This window comes from Phenylobacterium sp. (assembly GCF_036723115.1).
GTDB lineage: Bacteria > Pseudomonadota > Alphaproteobacteria > Caulobacterales > Caulobacteraceae > Phenylobacterium.
This window is the reverse complement of sequence record NZ_DAIMHV010000199.1, coordinates 1-3,977: the sequence shown is the minus strand read 5'-3', so window position 1 is coordinate 3,977 and position 3,977 is coordinate 1. Positions and strand designations below refer to the sequence as shown.

Here is a 3,977-nt window from a genome sequence, read left to right as displayed (position 1 = left end):
GCTCCTGGAAGAGCCGCGAACGCCGCCGCTGGAACAAGCTCTTCGAAAAGAAGGCCTAAAGCCCAAAGGCCCCGCTCCGGCGGGGCCTTTTTCTTTGGGGCGCCGTCATCGGACCCAAGGCTCCTCCGCAAAGAGGGGACACGAAAAGCCCGAAGGGTCACAAAGCTCACCAAGGCGCGCCGCCGAACCCTTCGGGCCCTTGGCGGTCTTCGTGTCCGTTGTGTGCCCCTTCCTGAGCGCGCCGCCGGCGGGGTTCACAGCACCCTGAACGGTTGCCACAGGCCCCTCACTCCGCATACTCCGCGCCAAAGCCGAATAAGGGAGTGGCGTCGTGAGCGATGGCGAGGTTTTTCCGGTTCCTGCGGAGTGGGCCAGGCGGACCCGAATGGACGCCGACGCCTATGAGGCCGCCTGTGCGCGGGCGAAGAGCGATCCGGAAGGCTACTGGCGCGACGTGGCCGCCCGGCTGACCTGGTCCAAGCCCTTCACCCAGGTCAAGGACGTCTCCTTCGACGCCCAGAACTTCCACATCCGCTGGTACGCCGACGGCGAGCTGAACGTCAGCGTCAACTGCATCGACCGCCACCTGCCCGAGCGCGCCGACCAGACGGCCATCATCTGGGAGAGCGATGATCCGGAGGTCTATGACACGCTCACCTACGCCCAGCTGCACGCCGAGGTGTGCCGCATGGCCAATGTGCTCAAGGCCAAGGGCGTCAAGAAGGGCGACCGGGTCACCCTCTATCTGCCCATGATCCCGGCCGCGGCGGTGGCCATGCTGGCCTGCGCGCGGATCGGCGCCGTCCACTCGGTGGTGTTCGGCGGCTTCTCCCCCGACAGCCTGGCCGGCCGCATCCAGGACTGCGACTCCCGCATCGTCATCACCGCCGACGAAGGGGTGCGCGGCGGCCGCATCGTGCCGCTGAAGGCCAATGTGGATGAGGCGCTGAAGGCCTGTCCGGACGTGAAGGACGTCATCGTCGTGCGCCGCACCAAGGCCGACGTCCCCATGGTGGAGGGCCGCGACGCCTTCTATTCGGACCTGAAGAAGACCGTCTCCGACAGCTGCGAGCCGGAGGTGATGAACGCCGAGGACCCGCTGTTCATCCTCTACACTTCGGGCTCCACCGGAAAACCCAAGGGGGTGCTGCACACCACCGGCGGCTATCTGACCTGGGCGGCCCACACCCATGAGCTGGTGTTCGACTACCGGCCGGGCGAGGTCTTCTGGTGCACCGCCGATGTGGGCTGGGTGACCGGCCACTCCTATGTGGTCTATGGGCCGCTGGCCAATGCGGCCACCACGGTGATGTTCGAGGGCGTGCCCACCTGGCCGGACAATTCCCGCTTCTGGCAGGTGGTGGACAAGCACAAGGTGGAGATCTTCTACACCGCGCCCACGGCCATCCGCGCCCTGATGCGCGACGGGGACGCGCCGGTGAAATCCACCAGCCGGGAGTCCCTGCGCCTGCTGGGCACGGTGGGCGAGCCGATCAATCCCGAGGCCTGGCTCTGGTACCACCGGGTGGTGGGCGAGGGCCGCTGCCCGGTGGTGGACACCTATTGGCAGACCGAGACCGGCGCCTGCCTGGCCACCCCCCTGCCCGGCGCCACCCCGGCCAAGCCGGGCTCCTGCGCCAAGCCCCTGCCGGGCGTGTCCTTCCAGCTGGTGGATGCGGACGGCAAGGTGCTGGAGGGGGCGGCCAGCGGCAATCTCTGCCTCACCGACTCCTGGCCCGGACAGATGCGCACGGTCTATGGGGACCATGACCGGTTCATCCAGACCTATTTCACCACCTATCCCGGCAAGTACTTCACCGGCGACGGCTGCCGCCGGGATGCCGACGGCTATTACTGGATCACCGGCCGGGTGGACGACGTGATCAATGTGTCGGGCCACCGCCTGGGCACCGCCGAGCTGGAGAGCGCCCTGGTGGGCCACGAGGCCGTGGCCGAGGCCGCCGTGGTGGGCTATCCCCACGACATCAAGGGCCAGGGGGTCTATGCCTTCGTCACCCTCAAGGCCGAGGTGGAGATGACCGACATCCTGGCCGCCGACATCAAGGGCTGGGTGCGTCGCGAGATCGGCGCCTTCGCCGCCCTGGACGCCCTGCAGTTCGCGCCCGCCCTGCCCAAGACCCGCTCGGGCAAGATCATGCGGCGGATCCTGCGCAAGATCGCCGAGAACCAGACCGACCAGCTGGGCGACACCTCCACCCTGGCCGAGCCAGGCGTGGTGGACGACCTCGTCGCCAACCGCGTCCCGGTTTGAACCCCGAACTGCCCGGCCCCCTGCGCGGGGCCATCGAGGCCCGGCTGGAGGGCGTCTCCCGCCGGGATCTCGCCGAGCGGGCGGCCAAGGTCTCGGCCGCCTATCGCGGCGGGGCGGGGTCGTCGGGCGTGGTGCTGGGGCCAGACGATGCGCTCGCCTACGCCCTGGCCCGCCTGCCGGCCACCTATGCCGCCGATCTGGCGGTCTTTACCGCGCTCGCCGAAGTCTGTCCGGACTTCGCCCCGGCCACCCTGCTGGACGCCGGCGCCGGCCCTGGCACGGCCTCGTGGGCGGCGCTGGAGGTCTGGCCGAAGATCGAGGCGGCCCTGTTGCTGGACGAGAGCGGCCCCTTCCTCGACCTGGCCCGCATCCTGGGCGAGGCCGGACCGCCCGTCCTGGCCGGCGCCGAACGCCGCAGGGTCAGCCTGACAGCCGCCGGGGGCGAAGCCTGGCCCCGGGCCGATCTGGTGGTCGCCTCCTACGTCCTGGCCGAGATCGCCGGCGCGGCCCAGCCGACCCTGGTGGACCGGCTCTGGGCGGCCTGCGTGGGGGTTCTCGTGCTGGTGGAGCCGGGCACGCCGGCGGGCTATCAGCGCATCCTGGCCGCCCGGACCCGGTTGATCGCGGCCGGCGCCCGGCTGGCCGGTCCCTGCCCCCACGCGGAGGCCTGCCCGCTGTCTTCCCCCGACTGGTGCCACTTCGTTCAGCGGCTGCCCCGGTCGCGGGATCACCGCCAGGCCAAGGGCGCCGAGGCGCCCTTCGAGGACGAGAAGTTCATCTGGCTGGCCGCCGCCCGGGACGGCGTGGCGGTGAGCCCGCCCTCGGCACGGGTGCTCAGCCCCCCGCGCCAGGCCAAGCCGGGCGTCGAACTGAAGCTCTGCCTGGAGACAGGCGCCCTGGACCACCGCTTCATCCCCCGCCGCGACAAGCCCGCCTTCGCCGCCGCCCGCCGCCTCGACTGGGGCGATACGCTCTGAGCGCGCTTACGCGGCGCGCTGGCGCACTCACATGACTCCAAGCCGCTTCAGCACCCGGAGGTGCAGGTCGAGTTCGCGGGTGTGGACGCTTGGGGCGCCGGCCACGACGATCAGCGCCTTCCAGAGCGCCCAGGCCTGGCCGCGAAACCCGGTCTCCGGATCCAACCCCATCTCCTGGAAGAAGAGCGGACGGGCGGCGTCGTCCAGAAAGGTCCAGGCGAAGGCCAGGTCGCAGGCCGGATCCCCCACCCCGCAGGTCCCGAAGTCGATGACCGCGCACAGCCGCCCCTCGCGGGTCAGGAGATTGCCCGGCGCCACGTCCCCATGCACCCAGACCGGGCCGCGGTCCCAGCGGGTCGCCAGGGCGGCCTCCCAGAGGCTGAGCGCCGCCGGCCCGTCGATGCGCGACCCCAGCGCCGTCACCGCCGCCCGGGTCTGGCCGTCATAGACGGCGAGGTCGCCACCGCGATGAAAATTGTGATCCCCCGCCGCCGGGCCGCCCGCGGCGTCCAGGGTCTGCAGGGCGCGCAGGAATCCGGCCAGGTCCCGGGCCAGCCGGCCGTGATCGAGGTCTGTCGCGGGCGTCAGGGCCTCGCCGTCCAGCCAGGCGATCACCGACCAGGGAAAGGGATAGCCCGCCCCCGGGGCGCCGGCCGCCACCGGGGCGGGGATGGGCAGGGGCAGGCCCGGCGCCAGACGCTGCAGCCAGGTCTGTTCCTTCTCCACGG

The 3,977-nt window shown here is 71.0% G+C and carries 3 protein-coding genes; 2 read left to right on the top strand and 1 reads right to left on the bottom strand.

From position 1 onward, the window contains the following. Window positions 1-331 precede the first annotated feature (331 nt). Both acs and V7D28_RS14260 read left to right on the top strand, forming a co-directional pair. Window positions 332-2,272: an acetate--CoA ligase gene (gene acs, locus V7D28_RS14265; RefSeq protein WP_333588049.1), complete on the top strand. Its 1,941-nt coding sequence runs from the start codon at window positions 332-334 to the stop codon at window positions 2,270-2,272. After that, complete coding sequence (locus tag V7D28_RS14260; protein ID WP_333588048.1) at window positions 2,269-3,249, top strand: small ribosomal subunit Rsm22 family protein; 981 nt, start codon at window positions 2,269-2,271, stop codon at window positions 3,247-3,249. The genes acs and V7D28_RS14260 overlap by 4 nt, the downstream gene beginning before the upstream one ends. Before the next feature lie 27 nt (window positions 3,250-3,276). On the opposite strand, the gene V7D28_RS14255 is transcribed toward V7D28_RS14260, so the two are convergent. Next, on the bottom strand, window positions 3,277-3,977 hold a 701-nt coding region (locus V7D28_RS14255; RefSeq protein WP_333588047.1), incomplete at its 5' end, for an aminoglycoside phosphotransferase family protein.